We start from the raw sequence: 22,273 nt of genomic DNA, 5'->3' as shown, positions 1-22,273 counted from the left end.
GCTGACTAAGCACAACAGTATCTGTTGTATACCATTAAATAGCATAAACAGCCCCACTTTAGCGGTACCCTTAATAAACGGTAATTCTAGTTTATCGGCATTGATTGGGCCATTAAGATATATAATAGGCGGAAAAGTGTCATTAAAAATCCTATTTTGTTAACCACTGCTAAATAATTTACTCATTTGTTGTATCTCTTGACTCACTGTCTATCTCTTCAAGCTGGCTACGCACGAGTTTGTCAGCTAATTGCCAATCCAGCTCATCAACGTGGCTGATCCCCCGCACTAACTGCTTAAGAATAGCCTCACTAATGTGTCCTCGCCGCTGAGCTTCCTGGTAAGGGATGCGATGAAACATCACCATGGAGTAACGGGGTATAAAACGCTTGGGGTATTCCTGCTCCAAACGAAAGCCTATGGCTTTTTTAAATAAAAAATCTGGGTTTAGCACCGAGTCACGCATTTCAACATAGTTATCAATTGCCATGTCAGCAATGGCATTGCCATTTAAAAACCGTTGTTTGTTATATTCCGCAAAACGGTCTCCCCAAAGTGTAAACTGACTAACACACTTATCAAGTGCAATACAATCTTCAAAGCCACAATTCATCCCTTGCCCATGAAAAGGTACAATCGCATGGGCTGCGTCACCGATTAGCACCCCTTTATCCGCAAAGTGCCAAGGTGCACAACGTACAGTACCTAAATGCCCTGTTGGGTTAGCCAAAAAGTCTTCACATAAAGTCGGCATTAAGGGCAACGCATCAGAAAACTGCTGAGCAAAAAACTGCTGTATTTTGTCTGGGTTATTTAATGTTGAAAAACTATTGGGACCTTCATTGGGTAAAAATAATGTTGCAGTAAAACTACCATCCTGATTGGGTAAGGCAATCAGCATATACCCTCCCCTAGGCCAAATGTGCAATGCTTGCGCTGTTAACTGAAATTGGTGGTCAGACCCAGCGGGAATGGTCAACTCTTTGTAGCTGTGACCTAACGATTGATATTCATTGTGCCCAGTACAACGATTGATTAATGCCTGTCGTACAATAGAACCCGCCCCATCAGCACCAATTAATCGATCAAACTTGATCGTTTTGATCTCATGCGTTTGGTTATCTTGAAAAATAGCTTGGCTGTTATCCCAGTCTATTTCCTGACATTGATGATTAAACTGAATATTTACCTTACCTGTTGCTTCTGCTGCATTGAGTAATAGTCGATTCAGTTCACCACGAGAAATAGAGTAAATCACCTCATGAGGTTGTTGGCCATAGGCCTGAAACGCTGTTTTACCATTTTGATGGTGAATCATCCGCCCTGCCATCGGAATCATCAGTTTATTCACTTGTGCCATTAAACCAAGCTTTTCCAAAGCAGCTATACCCCGATTGGCAAGAGCTAGGTTAATTGATCGTCCTGCTGATATATCATGTTGGCGTAAATCGACTCGCTTTTCATAAAGTGCAACTGTGAGTCCTCGACGGGCTAAAAAGGTCGCCATCATCGCCCCAACGGGACCACCACCTACTACTGTTAACGCTGAGCTCTTGTTTGCATTATCAGCCATGATTGATAGTCCCTTTCAACACAATTGACTTTAATATTTGTACAAACTGATAAACATCATAGTAACTGTTGTATAAAGGCACTGGTGCCACTCTGATAACATTAGGTTCACGCCAATCAGTCGTAACCGCTTGCAAGTCCAGCTGTTCAAAGAGTTGCTTGCCTGTTAAATGTGGCACACAGCATTTTAAAGATAATTGGCAACCTCGCCTGACTGGATGTTTAGGTGTAATAATACTGATAGCATCAGCCAACTGGCTTAATAAAAAAACCAAGTACCCTGTTAATTTAATTGATTTTTTTCTAAGTGGCTTGATACCACCCGCTAAGGCAAACGTATCCAAAGAAGCGCGAATGGCCGCTAATGATAAAATAGGAGGATTTGAAAGTTGCCAGCCTTCAGCAGTTGGAATGGCTTGAAACTGACTCATCATCGCAAAGCGACTGGCTTTATCATGCCCCCACCAACCCGCGAAGCGTTTTAACTGGGTATTCGTCACATGCCGTTCATGGATAAAACAACCCGCGATGGAACCTGGGCCACTATTTAAGTATTTATAAGAACACCAACATGCAAAATCTACATTCCAGTCATGCAGCTGTAATTCGATATTGCCTGCAGCATGAGCCAGGTCAACCCCGACTATAATCCCTTTACGATGAGCATGTTCAGTAATGGCTTTTAAATCTAATACCTGTCCAGTGTAATATTGCACACCTGGTAACAACATTAGAGCAATACTGTCTCCTTCAGACTCAATCAGGTTAAGAATGTCCACTTCATCAAGTAACTCCTCTCCTGGTTTTGGGGTCAACAGCTGTACACCTTCTGTCGCTGAAATACCATGATAATCAAGCTGACTGGTCACCGCATAATGGTCTGAAGGAAAAGCATGGTCTTCAAGGACGATCTTATATCGCTGAGCCGTAGGTTTAAAAAAGGTCACCATCATTAAGTGTAAATTCACCGTTAGTGAATTCATCATCACCACTTCACATGGCTTAGCTCCCACCAGCGATGCCATTTGCTCAGTCAAATACTCATGATAAGGTAGCCAAGGATAATCCCCTTGGAAATGCCCTTTCACTCCCCGCTGTGACCAGTTAGTTAAAACCTCATTAATATAGTCCTGGGTACGCTTTGGTTGCAGCCCTAGTGAGTTACCACAGAAGTAATATTCTTCTTTTCCCTCTGCTGTAGAGGGTATGTAAAATTCACTACGTAATGCTTTTAAGGGATCTTGCTGATCTAACTGATAAGCAAATGCTTCACCTAACTGAAACTGTTGTGGCTGAATCTCACCCACTTGATCCTCCGTAATCATTTTTATTTTATCCTTCACTTCACCAATTTGAAGCTACCACCAAAGCAAATGGACATGGGGGAACAGGATATTCTGTTATTCCATATCGGACACTGGGCTTATTTTCTTCTTACTCAAGCAAGACGTTGTTTTACCCTATTGACTCTAATGGTATTAATATTGGCCGGCTGGGCGCTGCATCTGATAAAAAAGCCGGCACCTGAAGATTCAATAAATAAAAGCCATCTACTACTTCGTCTGGCACAAAAACTAACTCACTAATACTGTGGTGCAAATGACTGACAGAAGTAGCTTCATGCTTGCCTTCCGGCACTTGCCAAAAAATATGGTGGCAAGTGAGTTTGCCGTCATCATACGTTTTATCAACACTAGGAAAATCAACCAGCAAGTGTTGTATCCGGCGCTTTACCAAGTACTCCATGGCATCAAGTGAAAAAAACACAGGTTGATTACTTTTTTCATAAACCTGTGTCTGTTTTTCCAATGAGTTAGGTAAGGTACGAATAACCAAGCCAACTAACTGCTCATCAGGAATACCAGCCAACCTGTCAACCAAACTAGCTTGGTCAATAATGTAATCTGTGTTAACCAGCGTGGGACGGTAACGATCAGGGCATTGATCAGCTTTTTTAGGTGTTAATGAAATGATCACTGATGGAATAAAGCAATCTGTCACTGTGTTGGTTACAGATATTCTCTGATCAAGAATATGCCCTATACACTCCGTATGCGTGCCATTACAGTGGGGGGTGAAGCTCAGCTGTTCAACGTTACAACTGCCACCACGACGGGTGTCGCCTATAAAACCTTGGCTTTCAACTACCTGGCTGGTTGCTAGTGGCGCATTAAAATGGTTGGGCTGAGGGCTGTTAAATGCTAAAGGAATAGCTATACTCACTGCTTGATCATACAACAGTTGATAGGTTTTGCCAGCCAGCATCAAGGTCAGCTTCATCCCGTAAATCTCTCTGCTGATAAGTTTAGCCACTCTAGTGCAGTACCATGCAGTAATCTCGCCTGAGTAGCAGCAGGCAAATCCATTTGTTTTATTAACTGGCCAGGTTCCAATTCGCCTAATGGAAAGGGATAATCAGAACCTAAAGCAATTTGGTCTGCGCCCATGAGTTTTAACAAATACTCGAACATCATTGGATCATGCACTAATGAATCCACATAAATTTTATCCAGATACTGGCGTGGATTAACAGAATTATCGACAGCACATAAATCAGGACGAACTTTAAACCCATGCTCAATTCGTCCAATAGTGGCAGGAAAAGCACCACCACCATGAGCAAATGCAACCCGTAATTTGGGATAACGCTCGAAGACGCCACCCATAATCATGGAACAAATGGCCAATGAAGTTTCCGCTGGCATCCCTACCAACCAAGGCAGCCAATAATCAGGCATTTTTTCTTTGCCCACCATATCCCAAGGGTGAACAAAAATTGCTGCACCTAATGCTTCAGCGGTTTCCCAAACAGGGTCAAGCTGACGTTCATTAAGATTCCAGTCATTAATATGTGAGCCTATCTGCACACCTTCCAGCCCTAACTGATTTATCACTCGCTCAAGCTCTTTTGCAGCCAGATCCGGTGCTTGCATGGGAAGAGTAGCTAAGCCAACAAAACGCTGGGGATAATCAGCTACAACTGAGGCTAGATGGTCATTGAGTAACATGGATAAATCCAATGTATTCTGAGGTTTTGCCCAATAACTAAACATCACGGGTACAGTAGATAATACTTGAACATGAATGCCGTAACGATCACATTCATCCTGTCGTATAACTGGATCCCAACAATTACTGGTGACTTCCCGAAAACATTTATCTCCCTGCATCATCCGTGCACAACCACATTTGTAGTGGTCTAAATGAATAAACCCCCCATAGCCATAGCGGGCTTTTAAGTCAGGCCAGTTTTTTGGTAAAATATGAGTATGAATATCAATAGTTAGCATGATACTGGCATTACCTCACCACACTGACTACAAGTTCGGTGTTGTATCGAGCCAAAAAACCGGTCAAACACAGGTGGAAAGTCTTCTTCGATATTATTTAAAATAAAAAACTCTTCATACAACAGGTGATTACAATGATCACAATACCATTGCAATCCATCCTTTTCTTCTTGATTTCGCCGTCGCTCAATGACTAGGCCAACCGTATTAGCAAATCGGTGAGGTGAATGGGGGATTTTAGGGGGTAATAAAAAAATTTCACCTTGTTTAATTGGAATATCAACGACTTTTCCTGCCTGAATAGTCTTTAGCAACATATCCCCTTCAAGCTGATAAAAAAATTCTGGCCCCTCATCAACATGGTAATCTTTACGATTATTAGGCCCTCCCACCACCATAATAAAGAAACCTTGTTCTTCAAATACTAACTTGTTACAAACTGGCGGCTGTAGATAATCTCGGTGGTTTTCAATCCATTGTTGTAAATTAATAGGAGGTGTTAGCAGGCTCACAGTTCCTTCCTTTGTTTTTTCTTGATTTATTTTATTTTTTATCGAGTGTTCATTTATTTCAATCATTAATGTTTGATTATGCTATAGTCGCAATACATTTTAACTCAATCGCTATCGGAGTTGGTAAACAGTTGACTTCACATGTAGTACGGCAAGGTTGGTTACTTTTAAAGTATTCCGCATAAAGTTGGTTGAAAATAGCAAAGTCACTTTTCATATTGGTTAAGTATACCGTGACATCGACCAACTGTTCCCAACTTGAACCGGCAGACTCCAAAATAGCACGTACATTTGCAAACACGCTATGGCATTGCGCCTCAATATCATAACTGACTATATTGTGTTGCTCATCCAGAATAACCCCAGGAATGGTTTGACTACCTCTCTTTCGAGGACCAACACCTGATAAAAATAATAACTGCCCCACTCGCCTTGCATGGGGATAAAGTCCTACCGGTTCAGGTGCTTGATCAGCATTAATCATAATTGACATATTTTGTTACCAATGAAACCCTTGTTTTCTAATATTTTTCTAATAGGGAATACAAATATTTTTGGGTTCAGTAAAAAAACGTAGTGCTTCCCAACCACCTTCCCGCCCTATTCCCGAGTTTTTCATCCCACCCAGTGGGGTTCTTAAGTCACGCAACATCCAGCTGTTTGCCCAGACAATACCACAGGTTAGCTGTTTAGCCAGTCGATGAAGTCGCGTTAGATTTTCAGTCCAAATTGTAGCGGCCAAACCATACTCGGTTCCATTTGCTAACGCTAAGGCTTCTGCTTCTGAAGTAAAAGGCTGAATAGTCACAACTGGACCAAAAATTTCCTCTTGATTAACTCTGGCGCTAATGTCCAATCCTTCAATTATTGTGGGCGTAATAAAAAAGCCACCTTCACAACGACCCACTGGCGCCAGTCGTTGCCCCCCACATAAGATTGTGCCACCTTCTTGTTTAGCCAGTTGAATATAATTTAATACTTTTTCCTGATGGGATTTAGAAATTAATGCGCCTAAGTTGACATCAGTCAGTGGGTCTCCAATAGATAGCGTTTTGGCCTTTTCAATTAAGGCCTCTTTAAAACACTGATAAATAGGCTGTTCAACATAGAGCCTGGAGCTACACATGCAAACTTGTCCTTGGTTAGTAAAGCTTGCACGAATAATACCTTCTACTGTTTTCTCAAAGTTACAGTCAGCAAAGATTAATGCAGGGTTTTTCCCTCCTAACTCCAAGGATAGTTTTTTAAACTGTGGTGCGGCTGAAGCTGCAATTTCACTCCCCGTTTTGGTTCCACCAGTAAATGAAATCGCTTTTATTTTAGAATGTTGTGTTATTGCTCTACCTATTTGACTACCCCGTCCATGCAAAATGTTTAAAACCCCTTTAGGCAAATCAATATCAATACACAATTGACTCAATAAATAGGCCGTTTTAGGAGCCAGCTCAGATGGTTTTGCAATCACACAGTTACCCGCTGCTAATGCAGGTGCTATTTTCCAAGTTAATAAGTAAAGTGGTAGATTCCAGGGGGAAATACATCCTACCACGCCAAGTGGATCTCTCAGCGTGTAGTTAATGGCTTGGTTGTCCATATTATGAGATTCAGATGCAAACTGAGACACTGCTTGAGCAAAGAATCGAAAGTTGCTGGCTGCTCGAGGAATATCCAATGTTTTTGCTAAAGCTATTGGTTTACCTGTATCTTCAGATTCTGCTGCAGCTAATAGGTCAAGGTTGCTTTCTATTTTATCAGCCAGACGATTCAAGTAATCACCTCGGCCAGCAACACCTATCGCTTCCCAACTGGGCTGAATTTTTTCTGCTGCTCTAATAGCTTCTTCCAGTTCATGGGAGCTACTATCAGGTAACAAACTGTAGACTTCACCTGTTGCAGGGTTAGCATTTTCTAAATAGCTGTCCGTTTTTTTACTTACTAGTTGACCATTAATATAGTTAGCAAACGTTTCCATTCTCCACCAATCCTAGCCTGAGATATTTTATCTGGTAACAAAAAACCGTTATTAAGCTCGCTATTTAATCTCTTAATTATTGGTTTACAACAGTTTTAGCATAAAAATCTTTTGAATGGCAGTATCTGGTTATTTAGCTTTAAATGTTAGGATGGTCTAAATTTGTTATTAGCCTTTAGCCTAGTGGTCGTTAGCCTGCCAGGTAATAATTGCCACATTAGACTATTATGTAAGCTAATGTAGTCAATAACTTCGGCTATTTGGGCATGTCTAGCTCTGCAAATGAGTCACCTTATTATTATGCTTGGTCGCAGTTAAAAAACTGGCGCTTTGTCTTTACACTTATTTTTTCTTTTAGTTGTTTAGCATTATTAATCAGCTGGTATATTTTTCACTTACAGTCTCAACTGGTTAAATCCTCTGCCATTAGTAGCGCATCACTATATTCACAGGCTTTAAAAGAGTTCCGTTCTCTTTATACTTCAGAAGTAGTTACCATTGCCCAACAAAGAGGCCTTATCGTCACTCACAATTATAAAGTTGTGCAGCATGCCATTCCATTACCTGCTACTTTAAGCATTTTACTGGGAGAACGAATTGGCATGCATGAGAATGGTGCCAAAGTAAGGCTTTACAGCCCCTACCCTTTTCCCTGGCGAATTAAAAAAGCTTTTGTTTCTGATGATTACAGTCAACAAGCTTGGCAATATTTGCGCCAATTTCCAAACCAGCCTTTCTATCGTTTTGAGCAACTAAACAAGCAAGAAGTCATTCGATACGCCACAGCTGATATTATGCAAGCAGGGTGCATCAATTGCCATAATACTCACCCTAGCTCCCCCAAAACTGACTGGCAAACAGGGGATGTTAGAGGTGTTCTGGAGATTATTTTACCAATGGAGAAAGCCATTTCCACCGCAAATAAAAATCTTCAGGGTATCACTTTATTGCTCACTACGATTGGTATTTTGGCTGCGCTAGCTATCACCATTGTGATTAATAAACTTAGAAGTAATTCATTACATTTAAAACAGCTAGTGGATGACAGAACACAGGAACTAGCCAATGCCCGAGACCAAGCATTAGAAGCCAGTAAGGCTAAAAGCCTATTTTTAGCCAATATGTCTCATGAAATCAGGACTCCAATGAATGCGGTGCTTGGCTATGCCCAAATTCTAGATCAAGAACCACAACTAGCCAAAGAGCATCATGATGCGGTTACCTGTATTTTAAAGGCTGGCAACCATTTAATGGAAATTATTAATGATATTTTGGATTTATCTAAAATAGAAGCTAATGCGATTAAACTAAACACGCATTCCTTTCTATTCGATGACTTACTGAAAAACCTTGCCATGATGTTTAAGATGAGATGTCAAAATAAAGGTATTCACTGGCAATTAGATTACCTAGGAGAGGACGACTTAGCCGTAATGGGTGATGAGGGGAAAATACGTCAAGTATTAATTAATTTAATTGGTAACGCTGTAAAATTTACTGACCAAGGAGCAGTCACCCTAAAAGTAGTATGCCAGGAAAATGATGAGATTTACTTTGAAGTCAGTGATACGGGACCAGGAATAACCAATAACCAAGAAGATATTTTTAGCTCCTTTCAACAAGGCACTGCTGGGTACAATAAAGGGGGAACAGGTCTGGGACTGACGATTGCGAAAAAACAAGTGGGAATTATGGGGGGAAGCCTTGAATATACCTCTATACCTAATCAATTAACGCGTTTCTTTTTTTCCTTAACACTTCCTAAAGCCACTAATTACCAAGTGGTTCAAACCTCTACCCGACAAATAAAACATTTAAAAGCTGGGTACTCTGTTAATGCAATGATAGTGGATGATGTAGCTGATAACCGTATGGTGCTGGTTAAACTATTAATGAACATTGGCGTCCAAACCCTAGAAGCCACCAATGGCTTGGAAACCCTGTCAGCATTGCAACACCACCATCCTGACATTATTTTTTTAGATATTAATATGCCTGTGATGAATGGCATTGAAACCCTTAACCAAATTCAAACAACAGAGTCCTTACAAGATATCAAGGTCGTTGCGGTGTCTGCAGCTAGTCTTCATCATGATCCTGCTTTTTACCTTGGGAAGGGTTTTCATCAGTATATTGCCAAGCCTTACAAGGTATCGGAAATATACAACTGCTTAAGTGAATTATTAAACGTAAAATTTGAATACTCAGCTAATAACCAGCCACCCACTGACACTTTAGAGCAACCTGTGAATATTGATTCATTAAACGTGACACTACCTGCTTCAGTTTATCAACGTTTATTGAAAGCCGCTGAGTTATATCGTATTTCAGAAGTTAAATTGTGTTTAGAAGAAATAGCCAAACTAGATGAAAGCTATCAACCATTGGTTTCCGAAATCAATCATTATGTTAGCCAATATGATATGACAGGGCTTATTCAATTAATACAGAGTGTTCATCATGATTGATCAAGCTGGAATCGACCTGACTCAAGCAGAAATCCTGATAGTGGATGACACACCTGCTAATCTTGATTTACTCTACAATATTTTAACCAACGAAGGTTATCAAGTTGCAGCTGCCCCTAGCGGTACTGTTGCTTTAAATATTGCACCACAAGTGCAACCCGACTTGATTTTACTGGATGTTATGATGCCTGATATCGATGGTTTTACCACTTGCCAAAAGCTTAAGGCAAACCAAGCAACTAAAGATATCCCAGTTATTTTTATCACAGCTAAAAATGAAACAACCGATGTTGTACAAGGTTTTAATGTTGGGGCGATTGACTATATTAGTAAGCCCATAAAAAAAGAAGAAGTCTGTGCACGTATTAAAACTCATATTACTAACCAGCTACTCGCAAAACAACGAGTTGAAATGCTAATGATGCTTCACGATTATGAAAGTCGTAATCGTTGCATTATTAATGAAGTTTCTGACCCCATTATCACTATTTTTCAAAATGGTGTTATTGAATCAGTAAACCCCGCCGCTTTACATTTATTTCGTTATACAATAAATGAACTTATTGGTCATTTACTGACTGAAATATTATTTCCTGAAAGTACCGGCTTGATTAATCAGTTTCTTGCCAACCAAGAAAGCCAGTCAAGTTTGCAATTGGAAGTGGTTGGTATACGTCATGATAAGTCTACTATTCCTCTTGACCTTTCAATAAAGCGCTTGAGTGTCACCCAATCACTTTATGTTTGTCTAATGCATGATTTATCAATGCAAAAAAATATTATTCAGGAATTGCAACGGGTATCCAACTTAGACCGTTTAACCAATATTGCCAACCGTCGCCGATTTGATGTAGTTTACCAGCGAGAGTGGTTACAAGCTAGGCAAGATCAGTCTCCTATTTCATTGATCATGATTGATATTGACTATTTCAAGCGCTATAACGATAGCCAAGGCCATCAAATGGGCGATACTTGTTTACAAGAAGTTGCACGGGCCATTGAGCAATCGGTTACTCATCCATGTGACCTGGCTGCTCGTTACGGTGGTGAAGAGTTCATTGTTATTCTCGCCAATACCGACGCTACTGGAGCAAAGTCTGTTGCTAACCATATCTATCATAATATCCAACGATTGGCGATTAGTCATCCTGATTCCCCTTGCAGCAAACAGGTGACTTTGAGCATGGGGGTTACCTCTACAACACCAACAAAACAGTTGATTCCTGACCAATTAATTAAAGCAGCTGATCAAGCACTTTATGCAGCCAAACAAGCGGGTCGAAATAACATCCAATTTCAGCCATTAACTACCAAGGACTAATAGCTAAAAACCAATTATTTTTTTGATTCTCTGCCATTCAACTCACCAAAATTCAACTGTTCTTCTTAGTTATTAAAATTAAACACTTTTGGAATATACATACTGAGTCCAAGCTAATACTATACTTACTTATTGAACAAATAATACGCATCAAATGTTAGGATGGTCTAATTTTTAGGTAATCTTCTCGTTTTATCGAAAAGCCTGCCACCGCCTCACCATACACATCAAAATGGGGGGCAGATGTCATACCAAGTTTTGTTAATATTGCAATAGAAGCTTTATTTTCAGGTACTGCAGCACCATAAATTTCAGTCAGCTGCAATGTGTCAAACCCATATGCCACACAGGTAGATGCAGCCTCAACTGCCAGTCCTTGCCCCCAAGTGTGCCTGGTTAACCCATAGCGAATGTCAATAAAATCGGAGTCCAACACATGTTCCAACCCGCAGTAACCAATTGTCTTTCCTGTTTCAACCAAGCTTAAGATAAAAGTACCAAAGCCATGTTGCTGCCAATGGCTCAGCCGATTACTAAGGTAGGCCTTCACCTTGTTTTTTGGGTAAGGTTCACCTAACGGTAAATAACGGGTCTGTTCTTCATCAGAAAGATGTGTAAATAAAAAGTCAAAATCGGCAGCAGTAATTGGACGAAAGGTTATTCTAGCAGTTTTTAACATTATTAATGACTTCTTCAGCAATACGACACTTTTTACTTTATGGTTTGAACTTTCGTTATACGATACCTTTTAGCTTATCTGCTCAGTTTACCTTAGAGGTTATTGGGATTTCTAGAGACTCAATGGCTAACTCATTTATTTCCTTTATTAATAGGGGGAAAAAGTGCAGAAATCCTTGTTCTAGCTCATCATAATTTTTTATCAATTGGCCTTTAGTCTCAGCCAATGGGTTCTCAAAGCGTATTCGCTTCGACATACGCGCCAGCGCAAACCCTACTCCATCCAGAGATTGATAAGATTGCAACCAGTTTTGCTCTATCATCCGCCCTACTATTCCTTGCATTTGCACTGGCATCCACTGCCGATGTGCCCAAAGCTCAACATAAGCATGTTCAATAAAATTAGTGAGTGGTATTTGCGAAAAAACAGACCAATGCTTAATTAAAAAATAATCAAATGCGACGTCGGTAATAATACCCGCAAAACGCCTAAACCGTTGTTCAAACAACCTTTTTAAGTCCCGAATAATAGGATGGTTATCAGTGATCTGGTCTACTGCACGATGGTTTTTAATCCCCCGTTGAATAGGGACTGGCAACTGTGTTAACACGACTCCTTTACAAAAGTCTCCCATCAGGTTGCCTAGCAGTGAGAACCCCTGGTCAGGCTGGGCAAGATATAAATGAGCAAGATAGTTCATTGAGTTCACACTCATGGCTTGTTTACTGCCCATCATAACCTGAAAAGTTAGTATTTATTAGGCCTTAATAGTAATAGGTAACACAGTGCAATGCTTAACCGTTAAGCATTGCACTGTCAACAATGGCAGTGTCGTTGGCTTAGCCAGTTGCAAAAACATGGAGACACAGCTCTGGCAACAACCAATGGGGCTATTCCACACCGTGCTCCAAGCTTACCCAATCGCTACCATGTATACTTAACCATTAGTGCTGGTTGGATGCAGGCTACCCCATCATGGCTTACAAACTACAAACGTTAAGTCATGTTAAAAGCTGGGGCCTTACCACGAAGTTGGACATAACTATCAACAACACGACTGGATGTTTGACACAATTGAAGTGACAAATAATTATGGCAATATGGTTTATAAATAATCACTGCTGTCCCACATTTACAGCATCCTCATTTGCTTATGATCATCTGTATTATTCGGTGGTGAGGGTGTAAATAATGCTTTAAGCTCTCTACGCTCAAACAAAGTGAGTTGCATGAGTCGAGCTATTTGAGTGATCGATAGTGTTATTCCATGAGAAAATTTTAGATAAGCGACGAGCAAATAAGCACACATGGCTACCCATATCTGGGTTAACACGGCATTTTTAGAGGTACCGACAAACGATTTTATCTTTAGGTTTTGCTTTATCCACTTAAAAAATAGCTCTATTTTCCAGCGTTCTTTGTAAATAGCTGCAATGGTGCTGGCTGCGAGCTTACTATTATTAGTTAAAAAGTAATATTGGTTGCCAGTCTCTGGGCATTTAAAACCGATACGACGTAAATGACCTTTATAAACAGCCCCTTGTTGGCTAGTCAACTGAATGTGCTGATCAGAAGTGACTGTACTGCTATTGTCGGTAGGCTGGCGCTTTAGTACACGGTATTTGGCTTGCTTTTTTAGTCGGGTTACAAAGAAGATTCCTTGCTCATTTAAAGTATTAAACCAGCGATAATCAGTGTAGCCACGGTCTACAGCAAGAATACTCCCCTTGGGGAGATCAAGGCTGCGTGCTATCTGTATTTCATGACATTTCCCTTCAGTAATACTCATAAATGCAGGCAAGTAGCCATTATGATCAAACCCAACATGTAACTTGATAGCACCTTTACTTTTTCGAAAATCTGCCCAAGGAAACATGGATAAACACAAGTCGATCACTGATGCATCAAGAGAATACAATGGATTTTTAAAACGAAACTTATGCCCTGGCCGATGATGATGACATTTATTTAATAGCTTATAAAACAAGGCTTCATAAAGCGTAGCGGGTTGCTGTTCATTGACACGGGCCAAACTACTTCTGGTGATATTTCCAATACCATGGTGATAGCGTTTATGCTGCTGAATCGATAGGTGATCAATGATGTCACGCAAACTATTGCGACCTGAGAGTTGACCAAATAATAGCGCAACAAACTGCCCCCACCGAGTCATTTTACGTAGCCGTTGACCCGTATGATGCTGATTGGCTAGTGATTCAAACTCATGTCTAGAAAGCAACTGAAGTATTTGGTGCAAGATTGTGTTACGATGAGCCAAGGCTTAAATCCTCTGGTTTTGCAGTGTTTGGTTGCACTCTCATTGTAACAACTTATGGGGACTTAAGCCTTTTTTGTTTCAATCTTATGGGACAGCAGTGATAAATAATTCATAAATTAAACGACAAAAGCCCTGAGTCATCAGGGCTTTATTATTGCAAAATAAATAGATAATAATCTTTGTCGGATAATAATAAATTTAATTAAATAGAAATAGTCTATAACTGTCATATAACCTTTCCATTTTATTCTTAAATTTTCTGCTCCTATGATCGAAAACGTCAAACCAAAAGATGTGATTAGTCATTTCAGGAGCTACTACTAAATGAAACTATTTTCAACAACATTAATCACCACAGCAGTTGGTATTGCACTAGCCTCCATGGTAAATGCTCAAATACTGACTGACGATAATGGGGCACCGATTACCGACACAAAAAACTCACTAACCGTTGGCAATAATGGGTCTGTGTTGCTACAAGATGTCCACTTAATTGAAAAACTACAACGCTTTAGTCGTGAGCGTATTCCTGAGCGGGTTATGCACCCCCGTGGTACTGGTGCTCAGGGCTATTTTGTAGCATCAAAAGATTTTTCAAAATATACGACTGCTTCACTCTTTAAGAAAGGGTTAAAAACACCTGTATTAGTTCGCTTTTCAAGTGTTATTCATTCTAAAGGCTCACCAGAAACAGCTCGAGATCCTCGGGGTTTTGCCGTTAAGTTTTATACTAAAACCGGCAATTGGGATTTAGTGGGAAACCACCTGCCTACCTTTTTTATTCGCGACGCGATTAAGTTTCCCGACTTTACTCACGCCAATAAACCTTCCCCAGTTACAAACTTACAAGACCCTGCCCGATTTTTTGACTTTTTTTCTAAAACCCCTGAAGCCACCCAAACCCTTACCTGGTTGTTTTCCGACCACGGCACACCTGCTTCCTATCGCACCATGGATGGATTTGGGGTTCATGCCTTTAAACTGATTAATAAGAATGGCGATATTAAATGGGCTAAATTTCACTGGAAGTCTCATCAGGGGATTAAAAACCTAACGAGTGAATCAGCAGAAAAAATTCAGGGTAAAGATTTTAGTCATATGACTCGAGACCTTTACCAGAACATTAAAAAAGGGAATTACCCAAAGTGGGATTTAATGGTTAAACTGGTTGATCCAAAAGATCTGAATAAATTTGACTTTAATATATTTGACGATACCAAACAATGGTTTGATGTACCTGAAGTTAAAGTGGGCACTATGGTATTAGATAAAATACCACCTAACTTCTTTCAGTTTACCGAAATGGCTGCTTATGCCCCATCGAGGATGATTCCAGGGATAGCTCCCTCACCCGACAAAATGCTGCAAGGTCGGCTATTTTCCTATGCCGACGCGCAAATGTATCGGTTAGGTGCAAACTATCAATTACTACCTGCAAACCGCCCTTTAGTTAAGACCAATAACTATAATATTGATGGTGTAATGAATGTCTCTGATCAACGAGGAGATGTGAATTATTACCCCAGCCATCATGTTAAAGACCAGGTGACTCCGAAAAAAGACAACTCTGCTTTATTAAAAGGCTACATGGTCAGAGAAGAAATCAGCCAACCGAAAAACTTTTATCAAGCTGGTATTCTTTATCGCAAGTTTAGTAAACAGGAAAGAACCAACTTGATTAACAACCTGTCAGGCGCTTTGGTTCAAGTGAATAATAAGGGTATTCAAGCCCAAATGGTCAGCTACTTCTATAAGGCAGATCATGAATATGGCAAGCGCCTAGGTGACAAGTTAGGTCTGAAGCCTAATCAGTATCAGTAATTTTTATATTTATGGACAGGATATTCAGCAGACTATCCTGTCACTCCATATCGCACACTAATAATATTGATACTTCAATGCCCTTTCACATCTATTATTAAGGAGAACCTCAACATGCGTATGCGTCAGTTGACTTATTACTTAGTGATTTTGTTAGCCTCCCTATTAGCCTCATGCAGCCAACCCAATCCAAGCCAAAAAAACAACACGACCGCACAGGTTAAACTAAAAGAAGGTGTTAGGATAAAAGATACGCCTGAGCTATCAGCAGTACAGGAAGTGGAGCTAGCCTTCTTTCACGCCGCTCGCACTGGCGATACCCAACTAATGAAACTTTTTATTGAGTCTGGCGTTAATCTAAACTATCAAAATAATCAAGGGTATACTGGTTTAATGGTAGCGGCATTTAGAGGACAAGCCGACATTGTTGGTCAATTACTGACTGCCGGCGCATCTGCTTGTTTAGTGGATGAGCGGGGAAACACAGCGCTGATGGCAGCAATTGTTTCAGGCGAGTTGTCAATATCCCGTAAATTGTTTGCGATTGATTGCGATGACGAGCAATTAGCTAACCGCAGCTTGGAATTCGCCACACAATTTGGCCAACAAGAAATTGCCAGCCTGTTAAAGCAACGACAAACTAAATCACAGCCTACAAAATAGCCCGGCTAGAGTTAGCTCATGCAAAAAACTAATAGGTTTGCGACTCCCTCATAAGCCAAGTAAACTCTGAGTGTGTTGGTTTACTAGGTATGTGAAAAGCGCTATGGAGTTAATCAGGGGTCAGAATATTTCGTTAGATTCCAAAAAGCCATTAAGAATTGATATTGGCTGGCGTAGTTTAACCGCAGACATAGGCTTAGAAGCCTATGGATTAGCAGTTAATGCAAATAAACAGGTGGTCAACCAGGACCATTTTCTTTGGGAGGCTAACCCCACCATTCCAGACTTGGTTACTCGTCACCCTCATGGGAAATTATTTGAACTCACTCTGCCCGTGTTAACCACTCCCTACGAGCGATTCTATATTGTTTTAGCATTTCCAGTTGATAGCCGCCATAATTTTTCTCAGGTAAAAAATATTCAAGTCAGGGTAAACAGTGGCCAGGCTGCTCGCATAAATATGCCAAGTTGTGCCCCGGAAACCCAATCACTCACCTTAATAGAAGTATACCGCCATAAAGGCCAATGGAAACTACGCTTTATTGGCTTCGAGTCACCAGGGGATTTAAGCTTAGTGGCAGAGCAATTTCAGTTTACACTGCCCCAGCCCCTCCAAAAAGACGATGGAATTTCCCTGGATGAAGGGGCTGAATTATCACCTGGTGAAAATTTATCCCTTTCTGAACATTTCTCCCACTGTAAAAACCTGTTATGGCAAGCACGAAGCGTACCCGCGCTAAACGACATTGAGTTAAATGTGGTGGCAGTTAATGCCGAAGGCCAAGTAAAAAATATTAAAGATTTTCTTTATTCTGAGAATCCCAGGCTGCGGGGAGAAGGGATAGTCCTGAGTAAAACCAAAGGGGATATTTATCTCGAACAAATCCCTGCAGATATCGCCAAACTCGAACTACTGGTCACACGTAGTCCAGAAACCAAACGTTTTTCCAGTGTGGATTACGTTGAAACCCGCTTAATCAGTGCTGTAACAGGCCAACCTGTGTGCAAATTTATCTTTGAAACTGCCGCCAAAAACTATAATAGCGCCATTTTGTTTGAAATTTACCGTCATCGAGGTGAATGGCGAGTAAGAGGCATGGGACAAGGATACGCTGAAGGCATTAAGAAAATTGGTGAAAAGTATGGTTTTGCTGCTCCGAAACAAAGGCATACAACAACTGTTTCCCAACAGGCTATTCCAAGCAGTCAGTCCATATCTCAACCCAGTCATATTAATCCGACCACTGCCTCCCCAAGCAGCACTCCCACTCCTAGCCCAAAACATCCCTATTTAGGCTATGGCGTTGCTTCAATGGGAGGGTTAGTTTCCTTACTCGGCTACACCAGTATTCCAATGCTCCTAGTAGGTGGCGGTATGATTGCTGGTGGTGCGTTATTTAGTTGGAAAACCCACACACAAACGAAGGCGGCCCAACAAGAACATAATGAACGGGTCATTCTGAATATGATCAAAGCACGCAATTACCGAGTTACGGCCTTTGAGCTAGCTTCCAGCCATACTATGACAATCGATGAAGTGACGGAAATACTACAGTATTTGTGTGCTAAAGGGGCTGGCCAGATTGAAATAGATGAACATGGTAAAGAAATTTATGTATTTGATAAAATGCGCAGTGATGATAGTCAAAGTAAGACTAATGACTGGTGACTACGACTGATAAATAATCTGTTGCCTCTCTGATAGTGACAAAGGGTACCAATTAGTACCCTTTTATCTAATTTTCTTCTTCACCAATTCTCGCTATCCAAACGTCTTTCTGACATCCCCTATTAATCGTTAATTACCCTGCAACTGTCGCCAGGACATTCTACCTGTTTGCATCCCTTTCAGATTAGTATTAAAGCCAGACACATTACCATTATGCTCTTGAATGACTATACGATTACCAATAAAAGCAGGATCAGTAGGAATACCAGCTAACCTAATGCCTGCCACAGGAGTACCATTTGATAGCTTATCTTTTTCATCAAACTCACCATCACCATTTAAATCGAATAGAGGACTGGTTTTCGCTTCCCCTCCAGTTAGAGGATCAAGCCCAATCAAAAAACCGCCAGGTAATGTCGAACAAGCTAACGCAGGGTTTGGGATTACCGTAGTAGTTAACAAGTTATCACCAAATAAAAATAATTTTCTAACAGCTCTCTCACCCGGAAATTCAATTTGATTTCCTTGAGCTTCAACAGCATCAAAATCTAAACGCCATCCCATTACATTATCATCTTTTGAGTAATTCACAGGCTTATTGCTAAGCGTCCTTATTGTGTAACTATTAAATTTACTTTTCACATTGGTGAAGTATTGTTCGACCAACTCACTTTTACTCACTGGATAGCCCTGACTTGATAAGTCATCCCAGATCCCATACATGCTTTGAATATCTTGAGAGGCAATATCATCTTTAGTAATCCACGTACCAGTACCAACCACAACGACAATCCCTCCAGAAGTTTTATTCCTAACCACAATAGGTTGGTTAACAATAGGTTGCGGATTACCCTGATCATCAGTCGCCGTAAAAATAATTGTTTTCTTCCAGGAACCAGTACTACTGCCACTTATGTCAAAACGCCAGAGATTACCTTGCAAATCCCCCGCATACACATAGTCAACAGTACCATTGCCATCGAAATCTACCGCCCTGGGTAAACCAATGCCATTTGGCGTATTTTTATCTACACTCGCTGCTTTGCCTTTACCGGTATCAATTTTATAATAATCAGTACCTAAGTTCCAAGAACCATCTACACCATGCCCTGTTAACTTATTCAGAAACAAGACAGCATTCCCCTTGGCACTGGTACTATTGTAGCCATTTCCTGAAATGGCTAACCACACCTGCTCTCCCCCCTCCTGAAGGTTAGTCATGGTGATAATCGGACGACTATAGGTATAACCCAACTCATCATCATCACTGGCAGTGAACTCCCAAAGTACGTTATTCGCTGCACCTACTTCGGTATCAAAATCGGTAGGTTGAGTGACGTCCAATGCAAAGTAGCCTCTGCCCCCTGCGCCTAAGGAACCAATTAAAATAGTATGCCAAGCACCGTTATAATAGGCATCATTAATACTGGCTTTTTCATCCACATACATTTGATGTACATAATCGGGATCCGTTAATTTATGTAACTCAGCAAATAACACATTAGGCACATAAGCAAATACCTCTTCCCCAGTATCTGCATTAAACCCATGTAACATCCCGTCATTCGCTCCTACATACAACATAGGCCGCCTGCTAGTATTATTTTTAACGAAGCTTGAGTAAAGATTGGTTGTCGGATAGGGAGAGTTATCTCGACCAGCAAAACCAGGTGGTCCTACATAGGTAGGAGTGGAATGAATAATATCACCTAACCGCCCTTCTGCAGATAGACGCTCACGAAACTTACCTATATCATAGTTAGTACCCTCATGAGTTTGATCGCCTCTTAAGTAAAATAATCGTTCATCTCCTATTGTACTATCGTTATCACCATAGTTAGCGGGTAATGCAAAGGGTACTGGGTTATCTAAACTGGTTTTCTGTGTTTGGTTTAGGTTATTATCGTAATTAAAAGGAATTCCTTGTTTAGTGCCATCTGCATTTATTCGGTAAGTAATAATATTTCGATTATTGACATTATTACCTGCCAATTTTTCATCCAGCTTTTTCGCAGCTGACCATTTAACAACCGACGTATCGACTGCTCCTGTTGTTGAATCTATGGGGTGAGCTAATACATCACCATTACTTAATTTAGGATTAAATAAAGCCCTAAATGCTAACGAAGTGGTTTTGATACTTTGGGTATTAAACGCAACAGCACTTGCAGCACCAGAATCTGTTTTGATTCGCCGAAAAATTTCCTGTAAGCCTTGCACTAATCGCTCAGGATCCTCAGCACTTAAATATTCACCACGCCCGTTATAGGCTGCATGTAATAAATCATCGACTTTAGCTAACTCTTTATTGTTAATAAGCACCTGAGGGTCAGGCCAATTAAAGGCAACTTTGGGATCTGTAGGAAAACCAGTAATTGACCCTTTCAAACCAAACCCAACGGTAAAGGTAGCCATATGCTGGTGTAATGTATCTTCATCGCTTAATATGGTTAGAGAGCGTTGCTTATCATATTTAGTAATGGGGACGCTGTTCTGTAGTTGTTTAGATAAGTCTAGCTTATAATACTTCATTGCCACATCAGCTAAGGTTTCTGAATAACTATCAGCAAAAGCACCACCATCATAGGCATTACTCCCATCATCAGCATCCTGATTACCTACATCAGGTGATCCACCATTATAAAAACCATCAGTCATTAATAACGTATAATTCTGCTGACAGGTTCCTATGGGTGCAGGTTGAATTGGACAATCTGAACCACTGGCATCAAATCGGTTGCCTGATTCACAGGCATAATACTTACCTACATCCCGTAAGTTTTGTCTTAAAGGAGTTCCATATTGAGGAATTGGCGTACCATATATTTTATCTAATAACTCTTTTTTTGCGCCAGATAGTACAGAAGTATTTAATGACTTTACCCGGAAATTATTATCTTTCGTATTAATGGACGTAAAGCCAACTCTTGCATTGGACATACCTTCAATAACAAAGCCCAACCCCCCCTTGGCAACTAAATTCCTAGATCGATAGTACGCAAACCAGTTAGCAAAATTTTGCTGTATCTCAGGGGCTGCATTTTTAATTAAATATTCTATCTGTTCTCCATTTTCAAATACTCCATCCCCATCATCTTTCCACTGGTAATATTTAAAGCCTTGTGTTTGACTGCGAGTGGTGCTTGTTTGCTGCCACTCCCAAGAGCTTCCATTCCAGACATTCTCACCATATAAAATTTCATCATCTTGTAAAAGGTTAATATATTCTTTCGGATCATAAGGGTTATCAGGTGCTTTAGTTATGTCAATATTCGCAAACTGCTTGCCATTTTTATTTAAGCCTGGCCAAGGTTTATATGTTTTAGTAGGATCAAAATATAGTTTATTAAAGTTGCTATTTCTGAACCGCCAATTATCCGTTTCAGCAACAAAACATGTATATGGGTAATATGAATTTGTTGTAAACTGTACTCCGTAAATATAGCTAGTACCAGAGCAAGCATATTGGCCTGAATAACCTCTATATCTAATACTTTGCGGGGTAACAGTACCAGCAGCATTGTCATTCACCCCACTTGGTTGATTTGCTTTCATATAGTCAGAAGACATCAGTGCCTCCCAGGCCATACTACCGGAGTCATCAAATAAAATTACAATATTAGGCTCTGCACCAGGAGCTATTTCTAATGCATCTTGAGCCAGGTTTAATGGACCAGAATAACTAACCCAAGGAAAGGCTGTAATAGCCGCGGCCAGTAATAGGGTTGGCTGCTTTAGATATTGACAATAGTAAGGTTTCTTATGGCACATTATCCCCTCCATCAGAAACACGCATCCTTAGCTTCTCCAGCTAAATTATCCACTCAGCTGGTTCAAAGCCTGCGCTTTTTAAACAAACAAATCCGTGCAATAAATAACAGTATGGTCGTAACGAAGGGTTATTGAAAATAAAAATTTCTATTAACAATCAACTAAGCGGGTATTATTCAAATTTCTTATCAAGCAAAATTAATAGGAAAGATAGAAATCCATATAACACTTATTTTTTATTCCAGTTTTACTAACGT

Annotated in this window: 17 protein-coding genes; 6 read left to right on the top strand and 11 right to left on the bottom strand. The window is 40.4% G+C overall.

Going from position 1 to position 22,273, the window contains the following annotated elements; translation table 11 throughout:
• Positions 1-178: 178 nt before the first annotated feature.
• The 7 genes from G4Y78_RS14355 to G4Y78_RS14325 all read right to left on the bottom strand — a co-directional run bounded on the left by G4Y78_RS14355 (position 179) and on the right by G4Y78_RS14325 (position 7,346).
• Positions 179-1,573: an FAD-dependent oxidoreductase gene (locus tag G4Y78_RS14355; protein ID WP_163833673.1), complete on the bottom strand. Its 1,395-nt coding sequence runs from the start codon at positions 1,571-1,573 to the stop codon at positions 179-181.
• Positions 1,566-2,897, bottom strand: coding sequence for a kynureninase (gene kynU, locus G4Y78_RS14350; protein ID WP_163833672.1), 1,332 nt, complete (start codon positions 2,895-2,897; stop codon positions 1,566-1,568). The genes G4Y78_RS14355 and kynU overlap by 8 nt, the downstream gene beginning before the upstream one ends.
• Before the next feature lie 130 nt (positions 2,898-3,027).
• Positions 3,028-3,852, bottom strand: coding sequence for a cyclase family protein (locus G4Y78_RS14345; RefSeq protein WP_163833671.1), 825 nt, complete (start codon positions 3,850-3,852; stop codon positions 3,028-3,030).
• Positions 3,849-4,862, bottom strand: a complete 1,014-nt coding sequence (locus G4Y78_RS14340; RefSeq protein ID WP_163833670.1) for an amidohydrolase family protein — start codon at positions 4,860-4,862, stop codon at positions 3,849-3,851. The genes G4Y78_RS14345 and G4Y78_RS14340 overlap by 4 nt, the downstream gene beginning before the upstream one ends.
• Entirely contained in the window at positions 4,856-5,374 is a 519-nt protein-coding gene (locus tag G4Y78_RS14335) for a 3-hydroxyanthranilate 3,4-dioxygenase (protein ID WP_230425738.1), read from the bottom strand. The genes G4Y78_RS14340 and G4Y78_RS14335 overlap by 7 nt, the downstream gene beginning before the upstream one ends.
• A 76-nt stretch (positions 5,375-5,450) precedes the next feature.
• On the bottom strand, positions 5,451-5,867 hold the full coding sequence (locus G4Y78_RS14330; protein WP_163833669.1) for a RidA family protein: 417 nt from the start codon (positions 5,865-5,867) through the stop codon (positions 5,451-5,453).
• Positions 5,868-5,906: 39 nt separating this feature from the next.
• Entirely contained in the window at positions 5,907-7,346 is a 1,440-nt protein-coding gene (locus G4Y78_RS14325; RefSeq protein ID WP_163833668.1) for an aldehyde dehydrogenase, read from the bottom strand.
• Between the two features lie 266 nt (positions 7,347-7,612).
• On the opposite strand from G4Y78_RS14325, the gene G4Y78_RS14320 reads away from it, so the two are divergent.
• Both G4Y78_RS14320 and G4Y78_RS14315 read left to right on the top strand, forming a co-directional pair.
• Entirely contained in the window at positions 7,613-9,814 is a 2,202-nt protein-coding gene (locus tag G4Y78_RS14320; protein ID WP_163833667.1) for an ATP-binding protein, read from the top strand.
• Positions 9,807-11,135, top strand: a complete 1,329-nt coding sequence (locus G4Y78_RS14315) for a diguanylate cyclase domain-containing protein (protein WP_163833666.1) — start codon at positions 9,807-9,809, stop codon at positions 11,133-11,135. The genes G4Y78_RS14320 and G4Y78_RS14315 overlap by 8 nt, the downstream gene beginning before the upstream one ends.
• Before the next feature lie 157 nt (positions 11,136-11,292).
• On the opposite strand, the gene G4Y78_RS14310 is transcribed toward G4Y78_RS14315, so the two are convergent.
• Both G4Y78_RS14310 and G4Y78_RS14305 read right to left on the bottom strand, forming a co-directional pair.
• Positions 11,293-11,814, bottom strand: coding sequence for a GNAT family N-acetyltransferase (locus G4Y78_RS14310; RefSeq protein ID WP_163833665.1), 522 nt, complete (start codon positions 11,812-11,814; stop codon positions 11,293-11,295).
• Between the two features lie 82 nt (positions 11,815-11,896).
• Positions 11,897-12,529 (bottom strand): acyl carrier protein phosphodiesterase, encoded by a 633-nt coding sequence (locus tag G4Y78_RS14305; RefSeq protein ID WP_163833664.1) that lies wholly within the window; start codon positions 12,527-12,529, stop codon positions 11,897-11,899.
• Positions 12,530-12,827: 298 nt separating this feature from the next.
• Between G4Y78_RS14305 and G4Y78_RS31715 the strand changes: the two genes are divergently transcribed.
• Positions 12,828-12,929 carry a M60 family metallopeptidase gene (locus tag G4Y78_RS31715; RefSeq protein ID WP_163836475.1) on the top strand — a complete coding sequence of 34 codons (102 nt, stop codon included), beginning with the start codon at positions 12,828-12,830 and terminating at the stop codon, positions 12,927-12,929.
• Positions 12,930-12,946: 17 nt separating this feature from the next.
• Here G4Y78_RS31715 and G4Y78_RS14295 read toward each other — a convergent pair whose 3' ends face one another.
• Positions 12,947-14,092 (bottom strand): IS4 family transposase, encoded by a 1,146-nt coding sequence (locus G4Y78_RS14295; protein ID WP_163830996.1) that lies wholly within the window; start codon positions 14,090-14,092, stop codon positions 12,947-12,949.
• Positions 14,093-14,416: 324 nt separating this feature from the next.
• Between G4Y78_RS14295 and G4Y78_RS14290 the strand changes: the two genes are divergently transcribed.
• The 3 genes from G4Y78_RS14290 to G4Y78_RS14280 all read left to right on the top strand — a co-directional run bounded on the left by G4Y78_RS14290 (position 14,417) and on the right by G4Y78_RS14280 (position 18,245).
• The gene (locus G4Y78_RS14290) at positions 14,417-15,913 is read left to right on the top strand and encodes a catalase (RefSeq protein ID WP_163833663.1); all 1,497 of its coding nucleotides are present in this window, start codon (positions 14,417-14,419) and stop codon (positions 15,911-15,913) included.
• Positions 15,914-16,027: 114 nt separating this feature from the next.
• Positions 16,028-16,576, top strand: a complete 549-nt coding sequence (locus G4Y78_RS14285; protein WP_163833662.1) for an ankyrin repeat domain-containing protein — start codon at positions 16,028-16,030, stop codon at positions 16,574-16,576.
• A 103-nt stretch (positions 16,577-16,679) separates the two neighbouring features.
• Positions 16,680-18,245, top strand: coding sequence for a TerD family protein (locus G4Y78_RS14280; RefSeq protein ID WP_163833661.1), 1,566 nt, complete (start codon positions 16,680-16,682; stop codon positions 18,243-18,245).
• A gap of 129 nt (positions 18,246-18,374) precedes the next feature.
• Here the strand turns inward: G4Y78_RS14280 and G4Y78_RS14275 are convergent, their stop codons facing one another.
• Entirely contained in the window at positions 18,375-22,016 is a 3,642-nt protein-coding gene (locus G4Y78_RS14275) for a pilus assembly protein (RefSeq protein ID WP_163833660.1), read from the bottom strand.
• Positions 22,017-22,273: the final 257 nt, after the last annotated feature.

This window comes from Spartinivicinus ruber, from assembly GCF_011009015.1.
Lineage (GTDB): Bacteria > Pseudomonadota > Gammaproteobacteria > Pseudomonadales > Zooshikellaceae > Spartinivicinus > Spartinivicinus ruber.
The sequence above is the reverse complement of the archived record's forward strand: the minus strand, read 5'-3'. Positions and strand labels throughout refer to the sequence as shown.

Excerpts from the sequence above, each read along its gene's own strand:
- G4Y78_RS14355 (WP_163833673.1), bottom strand. The coding sequence starts at position 1,573 with ATGGCTGATAATGCAAACAAGAGCTCAGCGTTAACAGTAGTAGGTGGT.
- kynU (WP_163833672.1), bottom strand. The coding sequence starts at position 2,897 with ATGATTACGGAGGATCAAGTGGGTGAGATTCAGCCACAACAGTTTCAG.
- G4Y78_RS14345 (WP_163833671.1), bottom strand. The coding sequence starts at position 3,852 with ATGAAGCTGACCTTGATGCTGGCTGGCAAAACCTATCAACTGTTGTAT.
- G4Y78_RS14340 (WP_163833670.1), bottom strand. The coding sequence starts at position 4,862 with ATGCTAACTATTGATATTCATACTCATATTTTACCAAAAAACTGGCCT.
- G4Y78_RS14330 (WP_163833669.1), bottom strand. The coding sequence starts at position 5,867 with ATGTCAATTATGATTAATGCTGATCAAGCACCTGAACCGGTAGGACTT.
- G4Y78_RS14325 (WP_163833668.1), bottom strand. The coding sequence starts at position 7,346 with ATGGAAACGTTTGCTAACTATATTAATGGTCAACTAGTAAGTAAAAAA.
- G4Y78_RS14320 (WP_163833667.1), top strand. The coding sequence starts at position 7,613 with ATGTCTAGCTCTGCAAATGAGTCACCTTATTATTATGCTTGGTCGCAG.
- G4Y78_RS14315 (WP_163833666.1), top strand. The coding sequence starts at position 9,807 with ATGATTGATCAAGCTGGAATCGACCTGACTCAAGCAGAAATCCTGATA.
- G4Y78_RS14310 (WP_163833665.1), bottom strand. The coding sequence starts at position 11,814 with ATGTTAAAAACTGCTAGAATAACCTTTCGTCCAATTACTGCTGCCGAT.
- G4Y78_RS14305 (WP_163833664.1), bottom strand. The coding sequence starts at position 12,529 with ATGAGTGTGAACTCAATGAACTATCTTGCTCATTTATATCTTGCCCAG.
- G4Y78_RS14290 (WP_163833663.1), top strand. The coding sequence starts at position 14,417 with ATGAAACTATTTTCAACAACATTAATCACCACAGCAGTTGGTATTGCA.
- G4Y78_RS14285 (WP_163833662.1), top strand. The coding sequence starts at position 16,028 with ATGCGTATGCGTCAGTTGACTTATTACTTAGTGATTTTGTTAGCCTCC.
- G4Y78_RS14280 (WP_163833661.1), top strand. The coding sequence starts at position 16,680 with ATGGAGTTAATCAGGGGTCAGAATATTTCGTTAGATTCCAAAAAGCCA.
- G4Y78_RS14275 (WP_163833660.1), bottom strand. The coding sequence starts at position 22,016 with ATGTGCCATAAGAAACCTTACTATTGTCAATATCTAAAGCAGCCAACC.